We start from the raw sequence: 21,063 nt of genomic DNA on the forward strand, positions 1-21,063 counted from the left end.
AAAAGTAAGGCTAAAAATTTCTTTTAGCTAAGTACTCATCTTCTTTTTGTGTCATTTTTTTCTTTGTAACAACACTTTTATCCGTGTAACCCAACAGGTGTAGTGCCCCGTGAATAATAACGCGGTGCAGCTCGTTGGTTTCCCCGGTTTCAAATTTGGCACCGTTTTCACGGATGCGATCAATCGAAATAAAAATATCACCAACAATATCCCCTTCAACCTCCGAGTTATCAAAAGTTACAATATCGGTATAAGTATCATGATCCAGATATTGCTGATTAATCTGTAGCAGGTATGCATCCGAACAGAAAATGTAATTCAACTCCTTCAGTTTAAACCCTTCGGCAACCACGGTGTCCTTGATCCACTGGCGTAACTGTGCTTTTTGTTTCGGCTTGAACGTAGTGTCTTCTTCAAAAAAATTTATCGCGGGCATCAGATCTTAAAGTGAAGTTCGAGCTCGTTACCTGCTGTATTAAATATACACTGATCGGCAAGGTGTTTAATGATGAACACGCCGCGCCCTGTCAAATTTTCGAGGTTTTCGGGCGCGGTTGGGTCGGCAAGGTTGTTGTAATCAAAACCGGGGCCTTCATCGGTAACTGTCCATACAATGCGGCGGGGTTCAACTTCGGCATTAACAATCACTTTTTTGGTTTCGTCCAGTTTATTTCCGTGCACAATGGCATTAATAACAGCTTCATTAAGACAGGTCATCATATTGGCAAAGGTATCCTCGGCTATATGATATTTATCAGCAATTTCTTCTATCAGCTGCTCAAGTTGCGCTATGCTCTCCGGTTTCGACGGCAGCTGTAACGTATAAAGCTTGCTGGTTTGAACATTTGCCTGTTCCATATTATTTGGCATTAAGTTGGTCAAAGTAAGATTTAATTTTTTGTTTATAATACAAATTGAGTGCCGGAGATACCGTTCTGATCTGCTCAGTTTGTTTTACTCTTTGCTGCTGGTATCCCTGCAGCGCTTTTATATATCCCGGAGGCATGTCTTTACCGGCATTGCTTTGCCTTTGCTGATCCTGCTCTCGCTCCTGCTCGGCCTTTTCGGCTTCCAGCAAACGGCTCTGAATCTGCTGCTGCCTCTTGATAGCGTCATCTGTAATCTTCCTGTTTACGAGATCACGCTCGGTTTGTTCCATTTCTTTCGATATTTTATCCAGATTTCCTAACCCGCCGGTGCCATCTTTGTTTTCCTCCCTGTCAATTTGCTGCAAGGCCTGCCTTATCATCTGCTGTTGGCGGGCCATTTTGGCAAACTGCTCGCTCATGTTACCCTGGTTACCTTGTTTACCCTGCCCCTGGTTGCCTTGCTGCTGCATTTGTTCGCGGGCCTTTTGCATATTCTGGTTAAGCTGCTGCTGCATTTTGGCCAGCTGGGATATGGATTGCTGTTTACCTTTACCTGTTCCGCCTTTGTTCATCATTTTTTGCATTTGCGCCAGGGCCTCGCTCAGCATCAGGGCCAGGTTGTTCATCGATGTCATGGCGTATTGCTGGTTGCGGTTGGCTTCAAGCGTGCGCCTGTCGCCTAATTGTTCAAGCGCCTGGTCAATATGTTCGTTAATGCTTGTGATCTCCTTATTAACCGTCGATTGGATTTGAGGAATGCGCCTGCTGATGGCGTACAAACTATCTTCGGCAGTTTTGAGGTTATCGCGGATATCCTTTTGTTGTTGCGATAATGTAACATACGACGGATCGTTAGAATTGGTGCCCTTAAGCGTTTGCATCAGCTTTTCCTGGTTAAACGAGCTGTTTACCAAACTTTTTAACAACTCCCTAAGTTGTTGGGCATCGATAGCATTTTCTTTCGATTCGCCTTCGTCACTATCCTTTTGCATTTTAGCAGCCAGCTGTTTCATTTGCTGCGCCGCCTGCTTTTGCGATTTTGAGGCTTTCGGATTGTTCTTTTTTTGCAGATCATCGGCACTCTGATCCATTTGCTTATCAATATCCTGTGTTTCCTTTTCAGGATTTTGATAGTCGGATTTTCTTTCGGATTGCTCGTTGTTTTTTTGTAATTCGTCGAACCCTTTTTTTACATCCTGAAAATCCTTTTTCAACTTATCCTGTTGCTGCTGAAGATTTTTTTGATCGGCACCCGGTTTTTGCGTTTGTTCGGAAAGTTTCTGCTGTTCATCGGCCAGCTTGTTCAGGTTATCAATGTTTTGATTCAGCTTCTGCTCAAATTCCAGTTTTTTGTACAACTCCAAAACACGGTCGAGTTCCTTTTTTAGCGACTTATTATCCATCTGCATTTTAGAGAGCTCATCGCGGGTGGCATCTTTTTGCTGCTCGTTTAACAGTTGCTGCAGGTTTTGCAGCAGCTCTTTTGTTTTTTGATCGAGCACGTTATTAAACAGGTCTTCAATCTGTTTTTGTTTGGCTAAAATCTCTTCGCTTTGCTGCTGGTTTTCCTGGCGGTTGTACAGGTTTTTCTTGTTATCGGCCTGGATCTCTTTTACCAGATCGTCCAGATCCTTCCGTTTCTGCATCAAATCTTCCACCTGCTTTTTTTCGTCAAAACTCAGCGTGTTTTTGTTGAGCAGGGTTTGATTAAGCTTTTGCGCATCCCGCTCCACCTGCCCGGCCAGCTTAATGGCCGATTGCATTTTATCTTTAATGGCCTTGCTACCGGCATTCAATTGTTTTTCTATCTCTTTACTATCAGGTACATTCAGGGTGCGCTTGGCTGTGCGTGCAACCTTGGCTCCGTTTACGCCATCGTTATCGGCCACTTCAAAATAGTAACTTACATGGTCGCCAGGGTTAATGCCCAGGTCTTTGAGGTTCCAGTAGTAAAAAAAATCGGCCTGGGTTTGAGCCAGATCGGCATTCACCTTTTTAGTAAACTCTTTGGCTTTACTATTTCCGTTCTCCTCGATGCTATAATGAAAAGTAAGCGACGAAAAACCATGATCGTCCTGGATTTTTCCGTTAAAATAAAAAGCCTTCATACTTACCGAATCGGGTTTTTCATCTACCGTAATTGAGGGAGCCTCGTCGGTAATCACATTAACGCGGTACGTAGCCGAGTCACTGCGACTTACCTCGTTGTTAAGCGGTAACAATTTATAAACCGAATTTTTAAGAATCCTGGCTTTAAACTCAAATTCGTCGGTGCCTGTAGCATTGGCTTTATGGCTCAGGCCATCCATATCAAATTGTAAACTGGCGGCATATTGGGTATGCAAATGCCAGTTAACCATGGTTCCGGCCGGAATGGTTAAATCGCCTGCATTAAGCAAGGTTTCGTTTTTTTTATGCAGATAAGTCGGATAAGTTAAATCAACATCAAAATGAAGTAATGCCGGCTTCTGGTTAACCTTTATTTGGTAAAGCACCGAACTAAAACCGTTACCCATCAGCCTGAACTTAACACTTTGCTGCAGGTTGCTAAACTGGTAGTGAAAGCGGCTGATGCTTTCTTTATCTAACTTAAAGGCGTTGTTATCCGTTTCTACATAAACATCGGCCGGTAGTTTGTCGCCTTCCAGCTTCAGGTCCAGCTTCAGATCATCGCCTTGCACAACGGCAAGGGTTTTATTGAGTACTATAAACTTAAAAGGGGCGGCGGGCACAAAATATTCATTATGCCTGATGAGCCGTTTGGTACTTTCGGTTAAAACAGATGGTGCCGCAAACGCGATAATTATGATTACCCCCAGCGGACCAAGTACCCATTTTAAATACTTTGTATTTTCTTTAAGGTTGATGGCTGACGGAAAACTTACCGGTTTAAGCGTTTCGATCTTTTGGTCAATACTCGCCTCTATCAGTGCCCGATGGCTTTCATCGGCAGCGGCAAGTTTTTTTAGCTGTAGGGTATTGAGCAATTTGTCATTAACATCATGAAAATGGCGGCCTATAATTTCGGCAGCTTCATCATGGCTCAGGGTTTTGCCTACTTTAAGCCAGGCCAGCAGGGAAGGCAGCACCAGCCAACAAACCAGTACAGTATTAACGATGATAAAAAAATAAAACAGGATGGTACGCAGCAGGATACTGAAATTGCCAAAATACTCGCTGAGTGCTACAACCACATAGGCGGTAAATAAACCGGCACCTAAAAATATCAATCCGCGCAAAAAATTATTGAAATAATACTTCCGGATGAAAGTATTGATTTTGCCAAGCAAAAGTTCATAATTTTCTGTTGGAGCCATACCGCGGGTTAATAAAACAACAGCAATCTTCCCTTAAACGGAAAAGAAGCGCATTTTATACTTATTATTGGTTTAAGTTAAAAAATTAAAACAATAATAGTTAAAATACCTATCATTTTAACTGTGTAGTGATATTTAGGTGTTTTTACGCGCTTTCCTCCTCTTCCACCCCGGCAGGTTCAAGTTCGTGCAGCCAGATTCCGGAAATGCCGGCTATTGCGTAAGGAAATATGATTACGGCCAATGATGTTAGCGATGGTGTACCTTTTTCAAAAAGCATTTCGAAAAAAGCGAGCCCCATAATTATAAATATAGCCGAAGTTAATGCCTGCTTCACGTAGTGAGGTGCGTGGTTTTTTAACAGCGACGAAACGGAGAACCAAAAGATCAGGGCAAACGGAATGGTAAGCAACAGCACGATATCGGCGGCAATGATATAGTCTTTTTTAATTTCGTCAAAAAGACTGATCTCGGGATCGTGCATCATCAGCCATGACAAGGTAAGGTGCAGCAACGGTGCTACAATCACCATCAGCAGCCAAACTTTTAAACTGTATAAAAACGACCTGTTCATAATTTATCCGGCAGAAGAATAATATAAAACGGTTTTAAAAACGACTACTGTTTTTAAGCAACAGTATTGACAATCGGGATAATGGTTATTGTTGATACAAGTTAATTAACGAATACATAAAACGTTATTAAATTAACATATTTTAACAAATCAAGCTGTTTCGCACGTCCCTTCTGCTTCGGTTTAAGTAAGTTAAACCGCCCCTGATGGAAAGATTTTTTTTGTCATAACAGTTTTAAAAACTATCTTTAAATCGATTTAAAGCTGAAGTACCCCTCAGCATAAATTGCGCCGTAACTGCGCAAAGTAAACACACCTTATCATTTTTAAACATTTACCATGGGTACTAAAAATCTATTATCCCTTTTTTTATTTCTTATTACGGGTAGTTTTGTTTGGGCACAGGCACCGGTTATTACCAATTACAATCCAACAAATGGTGTAGCCGGTACAATTGTCACTGTAACCGGCACAGGATTTAACAATGCGCAAAAGCTCACCATCGGGGGCATTCCTACAGTAATTTTATCTAACACAGGCACGCAACTTACCGCTATGGTTATGTCAGGAACAACCGGCGGGCCAGTAGAACTTACCACAAGCGGGGGTGCTATTACAGCAGCGCAAACTTTTACAATAGGCAATTCTTTTTACCCCACAAAGGTACAGGGGAAAGACCTATCGCAACTTACTACCGCCGGGCAAACCCTTAAGCAAAGTTATTCGGTAGCAATAAATGCGGATGGGAGCACCATCTTAGCCGGCAACCCGACGGATAATGGAGAAGTATTTGTTTATTCCCGAACCAAAGAAAACTGGAAACAACAGGGTGACAAGCTAACGGCAATTAATACTGATGGCTCGCCCGAAAATTTTGGAAACGCCGTTGCACTAAGCGCCGACGGTAACATTGCCATTGTTGGCGCCCCAAACCATAATCAAAAAAATGGAGCGGTTTGGATATTTACAAGAACCAATAATACATGGCAACAAACCGGTATAAAACTTGAAGGCACAGGAGGCAATCAAAATGGCGCCTTTATTGGCCGTTCTGCAGCAATAAGTGCCGATGGAAAAACAATAATAGCCGGCGGATTTAGCGCCGCCTCAAAAAACGCGGTTTGGGTATTTACACAAAGCGACAACCGATGGCAGCAGTCGGCCTTACTGGAAGCTCCTGATGGCGGAAAAAGCAGTAAGGATAAACAGCCCGTTGCATTAAGTGCAGATGGAAATACTGTAGCACTAAAAGGACTAAACGCATCATATGTATTTTATCACGCAGCAAATGGATGGGTTGCTCAAGGCGGCAGTATCCTCGGAAATGATCAAACAGCGTCCCAATATTACCCGGATTTTCAAATTACAGCCCTGGCCTTAAATGCCGATGGCAATACGCTTATAACTGGCGGCTCGCCGGAAACCTATCAATTTGGCGGGGCCTGGGTATTTGTAAGAACAGCCGGCCAGTGGGCACAGCAGGCAAAGTTAACACCAAGCCCACGCCCTTATAATGAGTTTTCCCGTTTCGGCAGCTCTGTTAGCCTGAGTGCGGATGGTAATACCGCAGCGATAGGAATGCCCGGCTACAATAATTTTGCAGGAGCACAGCAAGGTGGTGCAATGATGTTTTTTACCCGCAACGGTAATACCTGGAAAGCTCCGGATCTCAATAGCATATTATATGGAAAAAATCTCAATACGCCGGGAGGAAACGATCCGGGAGCCCTTGTGGATACGGTTAACCATCACCAGGGATTCGCATCCGCAATAAGCGCCGACGGGCGGGTATCAATTGCAGGGAGCGTGTCAAACAGCAGTGATGGCGGATGCCCCTGGATATTTGCTGCTTATGGCAGGTCATCACAAACTATAACCTTTACACCACCCGGGCCGGTAACCTACGGAATCCCGGATTTTGATCCGGGCGCTATAAGTACCAATAAAGGTCTGCCAATTAAATACGTGGTAAACCAATTAAGTCCGGCCACTATGGTAAATGGCAAACTCCACGTAACAGGTGCGGGAAATATTAATATCTCCGCTTCGCAGGATAATGGCAATGATTATTACGGCCCGTCTACAGTATATGTAAATTTTACAGTGAACAAAGCCCCTTTAACCGCAAGACCAAATGATACAGTCCGCATTTACCAGCAAGATAACCCTGCCTTCACCGTTAAATATACTGGCCTCGTAAATGGCGATACTGAAAAATCGTTTTCATCTTTCCGGGTTAGCTCCGCAGCGGGTAAAAATAGCCTACCTGGCGTTTATCCCATCACCGCTTATATTCAAACAAGCAACTATGATGTAACCAATATAGATGGTAAATTAACTGTGATCAACCCTCCTGTAGCATTCACAATTGCCGGTAAACATATTTACGGCGAAGCAGATTTCGCACTTAATGCAACCAGTCCAAATACCACACAACCAATAACCTTTACCAGTTCAAACCCGGCTGTTGCAACCATTGTAAGCAACAAAATACATATTGTTGGAGCAGGCACAACGCAAATAACCGCGAGCCAGGCTACAGATGGCTATTATCCGGCTTACAGTACAACACAACCTTTAACAGTAGATAAAGCGCCGCTAACGATTACCGCACACAATGTAAGTATGTATGCGGGCGATGCTATCCCAACGTTAACGGCCACTTATGCGGGCTTTGTAAACGGTGATGGCAGTGCCGATCTGTTATCGGCTGTCAGGTTTAGTACAAGCGCGCCTGCCACACCGGATGCAGGCACGTACGTCATATCCCTGTCGGGAGCAACATCCAATAATTATCTAATTACCTATACAAGCGGCAAGCTAACCGTTACCAACGCCATACCTACCATAACATCATTTAGCCCATCAACAGCTATTGAGGGGTCGGTGGTAACCATAACCGGCACCAACCTGGATAAGGTTACTTCGGTAAAGTTTGGCGCAACTAACGCCGCCTCGTTCGCGGCCTCTTCAAAAACAACCCTACAGGCGGTGGTTGGTAAGGGCGCATCGGGTACTGTTTTGATAGTAGCCCCGGGCGGTACCGCTACATTATCGGGCTTTACATTTATGTATACACTACCCCAAAGCAATTTCAAGCTAACAACAACCGGGGCAAGCTGCAACGGCAGCATAAACGGTGCTGTAAATATAACAGCCGAACAAACGTTAAACTACACCGCAACTATCACCGGTAACGGACTTAACACTCCCTATACCTTTACTACCGCTAAAACCATCAGTAACCTCGCAGCCGGTAGTTACAATGTTTGCATCACTGTTGCCGGATATACCGATTATAAACAATGTTACGATGTTGTTATAACCGAACCGAAAAACCTTTCGGTTTATGCTGCCATTAACCCCAACCAGGACCAGTTAAACTTAACATTGGATGGGGGCACCAGCTATACCATTAAGCTTAACGGCATGCAATACTCCACTACCGAAAGCAGCATCAATTTGCCACTTGGCCTGGGCGATAATGAAGTAGAGGTAACTACCGATAAGCTTTGCCAGGGCATTTTTAAAAAGCTTTTCAGCATCGGCACGCGCATCATTCCGTACCCTAACCCGTTTCAAAGCTCATTGAAGCTTAACCTTGGTAATAAAAACGTAGGTTCGGTAGCGGTAGAGATCCATGACCTGGCTGATGGTAAACTCGTTTACCTGAAGCAGTATGCCAACCAGTCGGGCATTTTAAACCTCGACCTTGGTGAATTAAAAAACCACGTTTACTCACTCAAACTCACCCGCGACGGACAGGAAAACATTTATAAAATATTAAAACAACAATGAAAAAAAATATATTAATAATAGCAGCTGCATTTGTTATGGCAAGCTGCGGAGGAAAAGGCAATAACCCTACCCCTCCAACACCACCGGCACCTACAAAAGCTGTTTTAACGCTCCCTTTAAATAACGCGCTCTGTGCTACCGGAACAGTTGTTTCTGATAGTATCAGCACCATCACCTTTACCTGGAAAACCGCAGCCAATACAGATCATTATGATCTGTACTTGCAAAACCTGTTAGATAAATCGTCAAAAACTTATTCGGCCACAGATAATCAACTGGCACTTAACATTAAACGAGGCACGCCATTTTCATGGTACGTTATTTCGCGATCATCATCAAGCACAGTTACCGCGCAGAGCGATACCTGGAAATTTTATAATGCCGGTAAAGGGGAGATATCATACCCGCCATATCCGGCCACGCTCACATCACCAACATTTAGCCAGGCGGTAACTGCTACATCGGGCAAGGTTAACCTTACCTGGCAGGGCAAATCGGTACTTGCGGGCACTATCGAAAATTACGATGTATATTTCGGCACGGCCCAAAGCCCTCCATTGCTAAAAGATAAAATTACCGACAGCTTTTTAAATAATGTATCCGTAACATCCGGCCAAACCTATTACTGGAAGGTAGTTACACATGATTTTATCGGTAACTCTTCCAACTCGGCTGTTTACCAGTTTTCTGTAAAGTAAACTAAGGCCACATTGTAACTATAGCGGCACCAGATTAATATCTGCTGCCGCAACTTTTTTGTTACAACCATACTGTTAATCATTTTCTTATCAACTTTGAGGTTATTATTACGTTTGATAATTAACGTGGCCGGATTAAAAGTTAAATATTGCCTCTGTTTTGCAGTGCTGATGCTGGCGCTGAAGCCCTTCATTGGTTTCAGCTACTATGAGCAACTGAAATCCGAAACCAATATCACCATCCTGATCAAGGCTTTCAGCAAACGCAAACAGGAATTTAACGAAACCAGCGAATCGCATCCGGATTACATACAGCAACGTTTGGCTAATCCTATTGTGCCTTTGCTGTTGTTATTTTCATCTTTACTGAATATCATTTTTCCATTTGCTTTCGGCAACTACAAAAAGCTCAAAGGTATTTTTTCTGATCGTCCGGCTTCGGCTGTTGATGGTTCCCTCCCATTGTACTTGCTATCGGGCAAGCTTACTATCTGATTTTCTTTTTCGCTTACACGATCCTGCTTTTGCTTACGCGAAGATTGGTAGGGCTTTATTGCCTGATCCGTCATTGCGAGGTACGAAGCAATCCCAAACTGTACAGATCGGATTTGCATAGCGGCTCTGTAAATCGGGGATTGCTTCGTACCTCGCAATGACGGGTGGAGAAGTAATCGCCTCAAATCCATCCTTCCTCCTCGTAAGCCCCTCAACCCGTTTTCTTAATTTTTAAATCATTCATCAACATAAGATGCAACATCTTAACAGGTATTTGTGCATAGTACTGTTACTGTTAACGGCCGGTAACGTGTGTGCGCAGCAAAATGTACCACCGCTTACGTTAAAAACGCTTTTAAACAAAATTGGCAATACCGCCCCCTCCTTAATTACCGATTCGGCGGCTATTGGCATTAAGCAGGCCGCTGCCGTTGAGGCCCGCAACAACTGGCTACCCAACTTAAAACTGAATTACCAGGCCGATGTGGGTACCAATAACAATACCGCCGGGCCGTACTTTGGTTTCGGTATTATTCCCTCCAACTCGCGCGGGGTGCGCACCGAAAGCAACACCAGCGCCGTGCTCACCAACCTGGGTATTGCCGCCCTTGATTGGGAGGTTTACAATTTCGGTTCTTATGGCGCGCAGAATAAAGTGGCAGGATCGGAAGTGCAGTTGGCGCAGGATCAGTTTCAACAGTCAAAATATCAGTTGCAAACCTATGCCATAGGGTATTACCTTCAACTGCTGCGCCTGCAGGATTATATCAGCATACAACAAAAAAATATTCGCCGTAATGAGGAAATCGTAAGGTCAATCCGGTCGCTGGCTAAAAGCGGTGTGAGGCCCGGTGTTGATACCAGCATTACCGAGGCCGAGTTATCAAAAGCACGCCTGAATAATATTGAGCTGGATAACCAGCTTAAACAGGTTCAGTTGCGCCTGGCGCAGATGAGCGGCTTACCGGCGGATCATATTATCCCGGATACAACTATTCAAACCAGGCTCACAGCATCGGTATTGTTACCCGCTATTTCGGATGCCGATACAACCAACCATCCGCTTATTAACTATTACAAATCGCTGCTGCAAAACAGCGTAGCGCGCGAAAACCTGGTTAAAAAACAGTACAACCCTAAAATATTACTCGAGGCCGCTGCCTGGGGCCGCGGATCGAGCGTTGATGCCAATGATCATTTCAACAGCCTATCCAGCGGCTGGGGCTTCGATCGTAATAATTATTTGGTTGGGATCGGCATTTCCTACAATCTGTTCGATATCAGACGGAGGCATTTAAAACTAACTACCCAAAGGGCCGCTACCGATTACGCTCAAAAGCAACTGAACGAGCAAAAATCGCTGTTGGCCTTAGGCATTAGCCAGGCTGATGTTGAACTGAATACCGCACGGGCACGCCTTAAAGAGATCCCCAACCAGTTAAGGGCCGCGGATGCCGGCTATCGCCAAAAACTATCGTTGTACAAAAACGGGTTAACGGATATCATCGACCTGAATGCCGCCCTCAACATCCTTTACCGCGCCGAAACCGATTACGTGCAGGCCCGGTATGCCTTTTCGAGTGCGCTTTTCCAGAAAGCATTAAGCGGCAACGAGGTGAACACTGTTTTAAACCTTTTAAACTAAAATCGAACACTATGTCAATGGTCACATCCGCGCTTAAAAAGCCCATCACAACGGTGGTTATCACCCTCAGCCTTTTAATTTTTGCAGTACTTAGCGCAATCAACATCCCCATAGATATTTTTCCGCAGCTTAACCTGCCTACTATTTATGTTATCGAATCGTACGGGGGCATGTCGCCCCAGCAAATGGAAGGGTTCTTTAGTACCCGTTTGCAGGACCAGTTTCTGTATGTAAACGGTATTAAAAATATCAGCAGCAAAAACATCCAGGGGCTTACATTAATAAAACTCTCGTTTTATGAAAGCACCAACATGGCCGAGGCCAGCGCCCAGGTAGCCTTGCAGGTAAACCGTGCGCAAAGCTTTTTTCCACCGGGTGCATTGCCGCCGCAGGTGGTGAGGTTTGATGCCTCGTCGTTACCGGTTGGGCAGCTGGTGTTTGATAGTAAAACCGCCAGCCTGAAGGATATTTATGATATGGCAGCCACCCGCATCAGGCCTATGTTTGCTACCATTCCGGGCTTATCGGCACCGCCGCCGTTTGGATCTAACGCGAGGTCCATCATCCTGAGCATCGATCCAAGTAAGCTGCGGAGCTATAACCTTACGCCCGATGAAGTGGTTGAGGCGCTATCTAAATTCAATACCATGGCACCATCCGGCAATTTAAGGCTGGATAATACCATCTACCTAACGACATTAAACTCGCTCATCAAAAACAGCGAAAACTTTGGCAATATCCCGGTCATCGCAAAAAACGGGGTGCCTATCTACATTAAAGATATAGCCCGGGTAAGCGACGGCACCGATGTTACGGTTGATTACGCCCTCATTAACGGCAAACGCTCGGTGTATATCCCGGTAGTGAAAACCGCCGATGCATCTACCTGGACAGTGGTACAAACCCTGAAAAGCAAACTGCCCGAAATGCAAAACCTGCTGCCCGATGATGTGAAGATCTCGTACGAGTTTGACCAATCCATTTTCGTGGTGAACTCGGTAAAAAGTTTGATGACCGAGGGCGGTCTCGGCGCTTTACTCACCGGTTTAATGGTACTGCTGTTTTTACGCGACTGGCGAAGCAGCCTCATCGTGGTAATTACCATCCCGGTATCAATCCTCATCGGCGTATTGTTATTAAGCCTGTTCGGCCAAACCATCAATATCATGACCTTGAGCGGGCTGGCTTTGGCCATCGGTATTTTGGTGGACCAGGCCACGGTAGCCATCGAGAATATTCACCAGCACCTGGAGATGGGCAAATCCAAGCGGCAGGCCATTTTTGACGCCTGCGAGGAGATCGCTTTTCCGCTGTTGCTGATCCTGCTTTGTATCCTGGCCGTATTCGCGCCATCCTTTATGATGAATGGTGTGCCTAAGGCGATGTTTTTGCCGCTATCCATGTCGATAGGTTTAACCATGATCGTATCGTATGTGATAGCCCAAACATTGGTACCTATCATGAGCAACTGGCTGATCAAGGCCGAGCAATACCAGCATTATCACCACGGGGAAGTACACGCCCATGCCGGCGAAGCTTTAGATCGCCTCGAAGAACAACAAGTAAACGATCATCTGAAAAATGAGCAGGAACACCCCGAAAAGAACGACCTGTTTGAGCGTGTGAAAATGGGCTATATGAAAATCATCAGCCGGTGGATGGAGCGCAAAAAAACCATTATACTGGTTTACCTTATTGGCGTTATCGGTTTGGCGGCAGTTGGTTTTGTGGTGATAGGAAAAGATATGATGCCCAAGCTGAATAACGGCCAGTTCCAGGTGCGCATTAAAGAACCCGAGGGTACCCGTTTGGAACGAACCGAAGATAAGTTTAAACAGGTGCTTACTATCATCGATAAAACGGTGAACCACCATGTTGAAATTTCGTCGGGCTATATCGGCCTTATCCCCAGCAGTTTTGGTAGCAGTAACCTGTATGTATTTAATACCGGTACGCACGAGGCCGTTTTGCAGGTTAACCTTGATGAAAACTATCATGTAAATATGGACGAGCTGAAGGATGCCCTGCGCAAAAACATAGCGCACGAGATGCCCGAAATGAATATCAGTTTTGAACCTATCGATATGACCGAGAAGATCATGAGCCAGGGTGCATCTACCCCTATCCAGGTGCAGGTGGCCGGTAAAAACATGCAGCAGATCCAGGATTATGCCAACAAAGTTCTAAGTCGCTTAAAACAGATCCCTTACCTGCGCGATGTGCAGATAGATCAGCCGCAGCGCTTCCCGGTGGTATCTATTACTTTGGATAGGCTGAAGGTATCGCAGCTGGGCCTCAATATTAAAGATATTGCACGCTCGGTTACGGCAAGTACCTCATCAAGCCGCTTTACCGAAAAAAACCTGTGGCTGGATGATAAATCGGCTTATACCTACCAGGTGCAGGTACAGGTGCCCGAGTATGTGATGAACACCATGGATGAGCTGAAGGAGATCCCGCTGGTGAAAGGCCAGAGCAGCCCTACCCTTGCCGATGTGGCCGAGTTTAAAACCGAATACGCCCCCGGCGAATATGACCGCAGCGGTCCACGGAGGTTTTTGACGGTGAGCGCTAATATTTATAAAAAGGATTTGGGTACGGCTACCTCGGCAGTACAAAAAGCATTGGCCGAGGTGGGCGATCCGCCTAAAGGTTTAATAGCCGAGGTAAAAGGAATGTCGAGCCTGTTGGTTGAAACTTTAACCAGTTTGCAAAACGGTTTGGCCTTTGCCATTTTGGTGATCTTTTTATTGCTGGCAGCCAATTACCAATCGTTTAAAGTTTCGCTTACCGTGCTATCTACCGTGCCCGCCGTTATTTTAGGGTCGATCACAGCGCTGCTCATCTGCGGGTCTACACTTAACCTGCAATCGTATATGGGGATGATCATGTCTACCGGGGTATCGGTGGCCAACGCTATTTTGATCGTTACCAATGCCGAGAAGCTCCGGCTTGAATACCGCGATGCTACCCGCGCCGCCGTAACCAGTGCATCCATCAGGCTGCGCCCTATCCTCATGACCAGTTTGGCCATGATTGCCGGGATGATCCCGATGGCATCAGGCATGGGCGAAGCAGGCGAACAAACCGCGCCGCTGGGCCGCGCCGTTATTGGCGGTTTGCTGGCCTCTACCCTGGCGGCGCTGTTTATCCTGCCGCTGGTATTTGCATGGGTACAGGAAAAAACCACCTACCAATCGCCATCATTAATGCCCGACGAACAACCAACAGAAGAAACCACAGAAAGCACCCTCACCACAGTATAATCATGAAAACCAAACATATCATCATCCCAGCGTTTATAGCCTGCTTTTTCGCGGCTTGCGGGGGCAACCAAAAACCGGTTGACCTTACCGAAAATAAAACCCCATCGGCCAAAAAATATGCGTTGAGCACCGTTTACGAAAAGGCGCTTTCCAGCTCGGCCCGCCTGCCGGGGCAGCTGAAGCCGTTTAACGAGGTGAACATATTTCCGCGCGTTAACGGCTTTATAAAAGAGATTTATGTTGACCGCGGTTCGATAGTAAAAAAGGGCGAACTGTTGCTTACCCTCGAAGCGCCCGAAATGGAATCGCAGTTCCAGGCCGCCAACTCCCGCTTTTTACAGGCACAGGAAACAGCCAACGCCAGCAAAGAAAAATACAACCGCCTGAAACAGGCCGCCGCCGAACCCGGCTCGGTATCGCCCCTCGACCTTGACAATGCCAGCGCCCGCATGCGTGCCGACAATGCCATTGCCGAAGCCGAACGCGCCAACATGGCCTCGGTAAAAACCATGCAAGGCTACCTTAACGTTTATGCCCCTTTTGATGGCATGATAGTACAGCGTAACGTATCGCCCGGCGCGCTGGTGGCCCCCGGCAAAGCGGCAGATATCCCGATGCTGATACTGCAGGATACCCGCAAGCTGCGCCTTGAAGTGGCCATCCCCGAAAACTATGTAGATAAGGTTGACCTGAAGCAACCCGTTACTTTCACCTTTAATGCCATGCCCGGCTCGCAGCAAACGGCCAGGATCAGTCGCTCGGCCAATGCGTTGGGCAGCATGCGCTCGGAAGCTATTGAGATCGACGTTGAAAACAAAAACAACAACCTGAAACCCGGCATGTACGCCGAAGTAAAGATCCCGATGCTCTCGGGCGCGAAATCATTACTGGTGCCGAACACAGCCATCGTGCGCTCTACCGAGCGGGAGTACGTGGTGGTGGTTGAAGCCGGAAAAGCCAAACTGGTTGATGTAAAGGAAGGGCTAAGCACCCACGATTCGACCGAGGTTTTTGGCGGGTTGAAGCCTAATGAAAAGATCATTACGCAGGCGAGTGATGCTATTAGGGATGGGGATGAGATAGAGTAAGAAACAAAGAAAATAATTCGATCTGCTTATCCTATGAATACTCGGATCGAATTATTTTCTTTGTCACCCTATAAAAACTTTTTTATATCTATATATTGTTTTGGATAAAATAATACTATCTTTAGAATCTAAACCGAGCATCATAAAGCGCCAGTTATACGAAAATGCAATTCTCTTTTGATATAACATCCACGACAATTGCGTCGATTACATCTATAGTGATTTCTACATCAATAAGTCTATGGATAACGAAGGTAAATAAACGAAAAAGCTTAGATGAACAACTGGATGCCATTCTAAAAATAGCACTCCAATATCCTTACTTAGAAAGTTCGCATTTTACTGGTTCGTGGACAAGTGCATTTGATACCAATGATGAGAAATATTTAAGATATGATGTTTATTGCACTTTGCTTTTCAACTACTTATCTCGTGTTGCAGAACATCATAAATATAAAAAGCACAAGGTTGAAAGTTATATTGCGATTAAAGACTGGATAAGACTGCATAGAAAGTATTGGGAAGACCCAACATCTTCCTACGAAAATGTTGATAGCTATGATCATGCCTTTGTAGATTTTGTTAAAGGATATTTAAACTAAAATATGAACAAAAGAATACTTATAATCGGAAATACAGATGGATTACCAGGTGTCAAAATTGATATTGCTAATTATCAGAAGTTTTTTAAAAGTGAATATGGCGGTGGGTGGCTGGAGTTTGAATTCGTAATAAAGACCGATCCTTCTTTAATCGAGCTATCTCTTACTTTGTCAAGATTAAAGCAACTTAATTTAGATTATCTTATCGTTATATTTAGTGGCCATGGAGGTCAAGACAGAGAAACTGTATTAGAATTAAATTCAAGTGGCGAAGCGATAACCGAATCGGCCTTAAAATATTTAGCCCCAAGACAATTAAATATCTTTGATTGCTGTAGGTCATTCCCTTCTCCTCAGGTTGAAACGAGGTTAAATGAGAGATTTACTAAGGCTTTTTCTGCAGCAACAGGTACACGAGAAAAATTTGAAAAGCGTATTATGCAAGCTATTCCTCAACAAGCATCCTTATACTCATGTTCAATTGGTGAAGTTTCTCACGACACAGCTACAGGAGGCGTTTATTCCCGACACCTAATTGATGCTGCAACTTCTTCTATTAATGAATTTCAGTTAGTAGGCACAGCGCATAATACAGCTGCTGTATTAACGAAAAATGAATTCAGAGATCAGAACCCAGAAGCCGTATTAGTAAAAAGCCTTTCATCCCAACAATTAATAATAGGTATTGATCCCAACTATTCGAAGTTGATATAGTATGCTATGATTAAATGAGCATATTCTCTAAAGATGCTTTAGGGTTATTTATCAAACTATAATCAGACAAACCATTAATAATGGCCAATATTAGTGTTCAATTTATTTTGAATTTATATCCCGTCAATTATATTTGCAATCCAGCTATACATTAATTCGGGATGTAGCGTAGCCCGGTATCGCGCCAGCATGGGGTGCTGGAGGTCGTGGGTTCGAATCCCGCCATCCCGACTATAGAAGAAGCCATCGAATATTATTTCGGTGGCTTTTTCTTTTTAATATCCTTGACCACAAAACATACGTCTCAATGTCCAATCCAAGATTTTAAAAAATATCACACTATAAATATCACTATAACTTATATTTAAGAACTTAAATCTTTTCAAAATGAAAATCACTTGTATCGATAAGGAAATCAGAAAAATATTTGAAACTGGTTATTATCATATACCAAGATTTCAACGACCATATTCTTGGGAAAAAGATCATATTTCAGAATTTTGGAACGACACTTTGATAGAAAGTGAAACCGACTACTTTATCGGCTCAATTGTAGTCTATAAAAAAAGTGATGAGCTTTATGGCATAGTTGACGGGCAACAGAGGTTGACTACAATAACAATGATACTATGTTCACTAAGAGATGCGTATCGAGTCTTAGGATTTGAAAAACAAGCGCGTGGTGTACATTCACTAATAGAGAAAATGGATTTAAACGATGACAATAGATTCATTTTACAAACAGAGACTTCATATCCATATTTTCAAGAGCATATTCAAAAGTTTGATGACCCAGAAATTGATATAGATTATGGAAGCGAAGAAATAAATTTAAAAAATGGTTTTGAACAAATTAATGGCTACATAGCTCAGGAAATTAAAAATATAAAGGTTGATAAACAAAAGGCAACCAATCTTGACAACGAGTTAATCAATAAATTAAACGAAATCAGAGATAAAATATTAAAACTAAAAGTCATTTATATTGAATTAGATGATGAAGACGACGCTTACATTATATTTGAGACACTAAACACACGCGGAAAAGACTTAAGTGTAGGTGATTTGGTTAAAAATTACTTAACTAAACACATTAAGGCAAGAAACGCAAGTGTGGATATTCCTAAAGACAAGTGGAATTTATTAAGGGACAATATTGAAGGAACATCCTCCGACCTTGATATTGATAATTTTCTATTGCATGTTTGGCTTTCCAAATATGAATACACCACTGTAAAAACACTATTTAAAAAGATCAAAATTTCTGTTAAGTCAACTCAAGCCTCGTTTTTTTTAAACAGCCTTGTAACGGATTCTAAAACTTATAGAACTATCTTTGAACCGGATTCCAGAAAATGGAATAAAAACGAACTTGCTATACGTAACTCTCTCTCGACACTTTACAGTTTCAGAGTAACTCAACAAACGCCTATGGTTTTGTCTATTATGAGAGAATATTTTGCCGGCAATTTAAAATATAAATACGCCCACGAAGCCTTAGAAGCGATTGAACATTTTCATTATATATTTACAGCGATAACTTCTCAGCGATCTTCCGGTGGAATCGGCTCAATGTACTCTACATATGGCAGAAAGCTTTCTGAAGCAAAAGATGATAAATCAAAATTGGACGTAATCAGAGAATTGAAACTCAAAATGCGTGAAAAGCTACCTACATATGATGAGTTTCTCGCTTCTTTTAAAACGATAAAGTTTACTGATGATTATACTAAGCAAAAAAGGATAATTCAATACACATTGGCCAAGGTTGATAAATTTTATAACAAAAAAGGAGTTGCTATAAATTATGATTTGATGACACTTGAACACCTATTACCGCAAAACCCATCATCCAGAACAATAACACACGATCAAAATGTTGGTTTATTAGGTAATTTAATTTTAGTCGACGAACAAACTAATAATACTCTTGCAAACAAACAGTTCAAGGACAAGAAAGTTATCTTGGAACGTTCAAACATTTTCTTGGACGAAACAATTGTTAAGGCAACTAAATGGGCGGAAGGGGAAATTGTATTGAGGACTGAAAAATTGGCATCAATCGTTTATAACAAAGTTTTTAAAATATAACTTTAACTACCTTTCGAACAATTCAACTCAATCTAAACAAAACATCACAAACAAGGTTGTTCTGTAAAAACGGAACTACTTATGAGAAAATCTACCCTGCTATTACTTGCAGCTGTTGCATTTTATTCTGCCTGTAAAACAGATTCTATAAATTCAAGAAACGGTAATTGATCTCTTCAAGAGGCGCGAGTATGCAGTATGGGGAAAGGCGTGGCATATTCGTGATTTTTTTTAGCGATGAAAGTCACGAGTAAGCCCCCCTCCCACCCAACACCACATACTCGCGCCGGTAAAGGGATACATTAATTCGGGATGTAGCGTAGCCCGGTATCGCGCCAGCATGGGGTGCTGGAGGTCGTGGGGTCGAATCCCGCCATCCCGACGAAGGAAAACCTGTTTTCGAAAAGGAACAGGTTTTTTGTTTTTTTGCGAGGTCTCGTTTTGTATTGGGCTACGCTTTTAGGCACTTTATAACAAAACAGGCATAGCAAAACTATTTACTACCGCCGCGTTTAAATTGATATTATTGATGATCAAACATCCTGGGAAAGGATATGCGATCCATAAAGAAAAGTCGGAAACTACTTATAATTTAACTCGTTCAACCTTATATGGTTTAGCTTCTCACAAAAACCACCCGTTCAACCGGATAGAAGTCTCCTCATCCAATTCAGGAGCATCAAAGAATGATGAATCATCCATAATTTGATTTAATTCTCCATTCGAATAATTAATACCATCAAACAAACGATCCCAGATTTTATAGGCAAATGAGGTTAAAGATATTACACTTCCTTTATTGACAATCCCAAGACACTCTAAAATCTTCATTTTATTCAGAAAATCTTCTACCGGCCAAAGTATAGGACCAACCCCATTTAATTCTTCCAGAGTCATACAAATTCTTGAATAAACATAGGATGGTGAACAGAACTTATATTTTTCTGCTAATTCTTTTGCATCCGCTTCTTCGCTGTTCAATATCCAAATAACAAACTGTATAAAAACATCAAACCGAATATCTTCCAATATGTAACCGTCTTCATCCTGAAACTCCATAGGATAAAAGCGATTTATAAAATTTAAAGTGTACAACTCCTTAACACTTTCCGGCATTTCAAAAAAACTTTTGCCCGGAATAACGATATCTCTGATCCACCCTCTTTGAGGTTTATCATTAAAGATAAATTGCAAACTGGAATTAACGACGCTTACTAAGTCTGCCACGGTTTTCCATCTTCCATAAGCGCTTTCTGCCAATATGCTTCGGAAGGTGTTTAGCTTTGCTATTGCTGCTGTTGTAACTTCTCTTTGTTCCTCGTCCAAACCTTCCGGAAAACTATGTAAAAAAGTTAAGATAGGGATATTACAGGATTTAGCGTATTGGTACTCGCTCTCCATAAATCCAGATCCATAAAGGCCCGCAACCAATACAATAAAATAATCACATTCGTCAATACGATTCTTAATATAGTTCAAACTTTGTTGCTCACTTGCAGGGAAGTAAGTCATCTCTGTTGGGAAATGCCCCAAGCTTAAAATACATTTAACAACAGCCTCCCGTGCTTCAGGAAGCGATCTGTTAACGTGACTTATAAATATATTGTATCTTTTTATCATGGTTTTTTTTTTAAAGTTATCGCGTCGCAAAATCACCACCAATTTTCATGTTTAAACAATTGTGCATTAATGTTATAATTGTGTATAGCATTAATTGTTCGGGTGAAAACAATAAAGCTTTGCTTTATAAAACAAATAAGATCAATGCACCAATAATCGCAGGCCGTGGAGGAAAGATTCGAAATTTGTACAGGAAAAGCGGCTTCATCCAATATACATATAACTATATTTATCGCCACCTTCGGGCAGATTTGTTTTTTTACCAAATGGGCATAACACTAACCTA

Annotated in this window: 14 protein-coding genes and 2 tRNA genes; 11 read left to right on the forward strand and 5 right to left on the reverse strand. The window is 43.1% G+C overall.

The window, feature by feature from the left end:
- Window positions 1-10: 10 nt before the first annotated feature.
- The 4 genes from ybeY to HYN43_RS23680 form a co-directional block, all read right to left on the reverse strand.
- Window positions 11-436 (reverse strand): rRNA maturation RNase YbeY, encoded by a 426-nt coding sequence (ybeY, locus tag HYN43_RS23665; protein WP_119406379.1) that lies wholly within the window; start codon window positions 434-436, stop codon window positions 11-13.
- Window positions 436-858, reverse strand: a complete 423-nt coding sequence (locus HYN43_RS23670; protein WP_119406380.1) for an ATP-binding protein — start codon at window positions 856-858, stop codon at window positions 436-438. Before HYN43_RS23670 ends, ybeY begins: the two co-directional genes overlap by 1 nt.
- Before the next feature lies 1 nt (window position 859).
- Window positions 860-4,186 carry a DUF4175 family protein gene (locus HYN43_RS23675; RefSeq protein ID WP_119406381.1) on the reverse strand — a complete coding sequence of 1,109 codons (3,327 nt, stop codon included), beginning with the start codon at window positions 4,184-4,186 and terminating at the stop codon, window positions 860-862.
- A 145-nt stretch (window positions 4,187-4,331) separates the two neighbouring features.
- A complete protein-coding gene (locus HYN43_RS23680; protein WP_119406382.1) occupies window positions 4,332-4,760 on the reverse strand; it encodes a hypothetical protein in 429 nt (142 codons plus the stop codon).
- A gap of 339 nt (window positions 4,761-5,099) precedes the next feature.
- On the opposite strand from HYN43_RS23680, the gene HYN43_RS23685 reads away from it, so the two are divergent.
- The 11 genes from HYN43_RS23685 to HYN43_RS23740 all read left to right on the forward strand — a co-directional run bounded on the left by HYN43_RS23685 (window position 5,100) and on the right by HYN43_RS23740 (window position 19,539).
- Window positions 5,100-8,558 (forward strand): MBG domain-containing protein, encoded by a 3,459-nt coding sequence (locus HYN43_RS23685; RefSeq protein WP_119406383.1) that lies wholly within the window; start codon window positions 5,100-5,102, stop codon window positions 8,556-8,558.
- The gene (locus tag HYN43_RS23690; protein ID WP_119406384.1) at window positions 8,555-9,256 is read left to right on the forward strand and encodes a hypothetical protein; all 702 of its coding nucleotides are present in this window, start codon (window positions 8,555-8,557) and stop codon (window positions 9,254-9,256) included. Before HYN43_RS23685 ends, HYN43_RS23690 begins: the two co-directional genes overlap by 4 nt.
- A 126-nt stretch (window positions 9,257-9,382) precedes the next feature.
- A complete protein-coding gene (locus tag HYN43_RS23700; RefSeq protein WP_162996602.1) occupies window positions 9,383-9,751 on the forward strand; it encodes a hypothetical protein in 369 nt (122 codons plus the stop codon).
- A 253-nt stretch (window positions 9,752-10,004) separates the two neighbouring features.
- Window positions 10,005-11,396: a TolC family protein gene (locus tag HYN43_RS23705; protein WP_119406387.1), complete on the forward strand. Its 1,392-nt coding sequence runs from the start codon at window positions 10,005-10,007 to the stop codon at window positions 11,394-11,396.
- 11 nt (window positions 11,397-11,407) lie between these two features.
- Window positions 11,408-14,662 (forward strand): efflux RND transporter permease subunit, encoded by a 3,255-nt coding sequence (locus HYN43_RS23710; RefSeq protein WP_119406388.1) that lies wholly within the window; start codon window positions 11,408-11,410, stop codon window positions 14,660-14,662.
- A 2-nt stretch (window positions 14,663-14,664) separates the two neighbouring features.
- The gene (locus tag HYN43_RS23715; RefSeq protein WP_119406389.1) at window positions 14,665-15,750 is read left to right on the forward strand and encodes an efflux RND transporter periplasmic adaptor subunit; all 1,086 of its coding nucleotides are present in this window, start codon (window positions 14,665-14,667) and stop codon (window positions 15,748-15,750) included.
- Between the two features lie 218 nt (window positions 15,751-15,968).
- Window positions 15,969-16,352 (forward strand): hypothetical protein, encoded by a 384-nt coding sequence (locus tag HYN43_RS23720; protein ID WP_162996603.1) that lies wholly within the window; start codon window positions 15,969-15,971, stop codon window positions 16,350-16,352.
- Between the two features lie 3 nt (window positions 16,353-16,355).
- Window positions 16,356-17,066, forward strand: coding sequence for a caspase family protein (locus HYN43_RS23725; RefSeq protein ID WP_119406391.1), 711 nt, complete (start codon window positions 16,356-16,358; stop codon window positions 17,064-17,066).
- 157 nt (window positions 17,067-17,223) lie between these two features.
- Window positions 17,224-17,297, forward strand: a tRNA-Pro gene (locus HYN43_RS23730).
- Between the two features lie 156 nt (window positions 17,298-17,453).
- Window positions 17,454-19,157, forward strand: coding sequence for a DUF262 domain-containing protein (locus HYN43_RS23735; RefSeq protein ID WP_119406392.1), 1,704 nt, complete (start codon window positions 17,454-17,456; stop codon window positions 19,155-19,157).
- 308 nt (window positions 19,158-19,465) lie between these two features.
- A tRNA-Pro gene (locus tag HYN43_RS23740) sits at window positions 19,466-19,539 on the forward strand.
- Between the two features lie 242 nt (window positions 19,540-19,781).
- Here HYN43_RS23740 and HYN43_RS23745 read toward each other — a convergent pair.
- Window positions 19,782-20,777 carry a DUF4062 domain-containing protein gene (locus HYN43_RS23745; RefSeq protein ID WP_119406393.1) on the reverse strand — a complete coding sequence of 332 codons (996 nt, stop codon included), beginning with the start codon at window positions 20,775-20,777 and terminating at the stop codon, window positions 19,782-19,784.
- Between the last annotated feature and the right edge of the window lie 286 nt (window positions 20,778-21,063).

It is taken from the genome of Mucilaginibacter celer (genome assembly GCF_003576455.2).
Classification (GTDB): Bacteria; Bacteroidota; Bacteroidia; order Sphingobacteriales; family Sphingobacteriaceae; genus Mucilaginibacter; species Mucilaginibacter celer.

Coding starts and splice junctions, on each gene's coding strand:
- ybeY (WP_119406379.1), bottom strand. CDS start 436: ATGCCCGCGATAAATTTTTTTGAAGAAGACACTACGTTCAAGCCGAAA.
- HYN43_RS23670 (WP_119406380.1), bottom strand. CDS start 858: ATGGAACAGGCAAATGTTCAAACCAGCAAGCTTTATACGTTACAGCTG.
- HYN43_RS23675 (WP_119406381.1), bottom strand. CDS start 4,186: ATGGCTCCAACAGAAAATTATGAACTTTTGCTTGGCAAAATCAATACT.
- HYN43_RS23680 (WP_119406382.1), bottom strand. CDS start 4,760: ATGAACAGGTCGTTTTTATACAGTTTAAAAGTTTGGCTGCTGATGGTG.
- HYN43_RS23685 (WP_119406383.1), top strand. CDS start 5,100: ATGGGTACTAAAAATCTATTATCCCTTTTTTTATTTCTTATTACGGGT.
- HYN43_RS23690 (WP_119406384.1), top strand. CDS start 8,555: ATGAAAAAAAATATATTAATAATAGCAGCTGCATTTGTTATGGCAAGC.
- HYN43_RS23705 (WP_119406387.1), top strand. CDS start 10,005: ATGCAACATCTTAACAGGTATTTGTGCATAGTACTGTTACTGTTAACG.
- HYN43_RS23710 (WP_119406388.1), top strand. CDS start 11,408: ATGTCAATGGTCACATCCGCGCTTAAAAAGCCCATCACAACGGTGGTT.
- HYN43_RS23715 (WP_119406389.1), top strand. CDS start 14,665: ATGAAAACCAAACATATCATCATCCCAGCGTTTATAGCCTGCTTTTTC.
- HYN43_RS23725 (WP_119406391.1), top strand. CDS start 16,356: ATGAACAAAAGAATACTTATAATCGGAAATACAGATGGATTACCAGGT.
- HYN43_RS23735 (WP_119406392.1), top strand. CDS start 17,454: ATGAAAATCACTTGTATCGATAAGGAAATCAGAAAAATATTTGAAACT.
- HYN43_RS23745 (WP_119406393.1), bottom strand. CDS start 20,777: ATGATAAAAAGATACAATATATTTATAAGTCACGTTAACAGATCGCTT.